This window comes from Domibacillus sp. PGB-M46, assembly GCF_022668875.1.
Taxonomy (GTDB): Bacteria; Bacillota; Bacilli; order Bacillales; family Domibacillaceae; genus Domibacillus.
Genome location: NZ_JAKGCR010000062.1, coordinates 1 through 1,311, shown reverse-complemented (window position 1 = coordinate 1,311; position 1,311 = coordinate 1). Strand labels below are relative to the sequence as shown.

Annotated in this window: 2 protein-coding genes; both read left to right on the top strand. The window is 36.1% G+C overall.

The window, feature by feature from the left end; translation table 11 throughout:
- Nucleotides 1–186, top strand: a 186-nt coding sequence (locus L2D08_RS23570; protein WP_242237994.1) for a PTS glucitol/sorbitol transporter subunit IIA, incomplete at its 5' end; no start/stop codon positions are given.
- A 136-nt stretch (nt 187–322) separates the two neighbouring features.
- Nucleotides 323–1,174, top strand: a complete 852-nt coding sequence (locus tag L2D08_RS23565; protein ID WP_242237992.1) for a Cof-type HAD-IIB family hydrolase — start codon at nt 323–325, stop codon at nt 1,172–1,174.
- Nucleotides 1,175–1,311: the final 137 nt, after the last annotated feature.

Sequence of the window (1,311 nt, the reverse complement as noted above, 5' to 3'; positions counted from 1 at the left end):
GACGACCAGTCTTATGAAATCACGTTTGTCGGCGGGAAAGTAAATGAGACAGTGAGCGAGCTTGGCCACTGCACGATCGTATTCAATGGAGCAGATCATGCGGATCTGCCGGGAACGATGTGTGTAGAAGAAAAAGCGATGCCTACAATTACCGTATCGACAAAATTATCAATCAGTAAAAAATAATACAACTGTCATTAAGGCCGTTAAGCTAACTACTCTAGCTTAACGGTCATTTTATTATCTTCTTTATTAATAGTAGAAAGTGAATAATAGAGGTCCCCCTATTATTTTTAAATCAACATAGAATAGGTGTGCGAATATGAAACTAATAGCTATTGATTTAAACGGTACCCTTTTAAATAAAAGGAATCAAATTAGCAGAAAAAATGTTGAAGCGATTAAAACGGCTCAGAAAAAAGGAATTGAAATTGCAATTGTAACTGGAAGAGCTCATTTTAATGTTCAATCTATTTTAAAGAACGCTGGTATTTCTGCTTGGATCATAGGCGCCAACGGAGCGACCATTCACGACAAAAAAGGAACACTTTTACATGCGAAGTCTGTTAAGAAAGGAGATGCAAAAGAAATACTCGATTATTTTGCCGAACACAATATGTATTATGAAGTTTTTTCCGACCAGGTCATTTATACACCCCAAAATGGACGGGATTTATTAACAATTGAAATGTTTAAACTGAAGAATGCAAATCCAAAAGTAAACCTAAAACTATTTCAACAAGCTGCAGAAAGACAGTACAGCCAGGAAAAATTTGAATTTGTTTCCTCTCATTTAGAGATTCTAGATAAAGCAACTGAATTTTATAATCTTCTTGGGTTTTCTTTTTATAGAGAAAAAATCAATGATGGCTGGCAGCATTTTGAACAGAGAAGAGAGCTGGCAACTGCCAGCCTGGCTAAACATTTATTCGAATTGACACATTCTGATGTTTCAAAAGGCTGTGCTATCAGATATTTGGCTGGGAAATTGAATATACAAAGAGAGGATATTATAGCTATTGGAGACCATTATAATGATCTCCCTATGTTTGAATCTGCAGGACTAAGCATTGCGATGGGAAATTCCATCCGAGATATTAAATCTTGTGCACACCACATAACTCTATCAAATGATGAAGATGGTGTGGCCCATATTATGAAGCTGCTTATTTAAATTTTATCTATATCTTTATCATTTTCGGCGAGAACACTCCCACTTCAAGCTTGCTAAGTGGGGGATGAATCGCTGCTCTTTCAGTCATTCTTTTTCCTTGAACGCTCTATTGCTAAAATGGTATAATTAGGTATAGA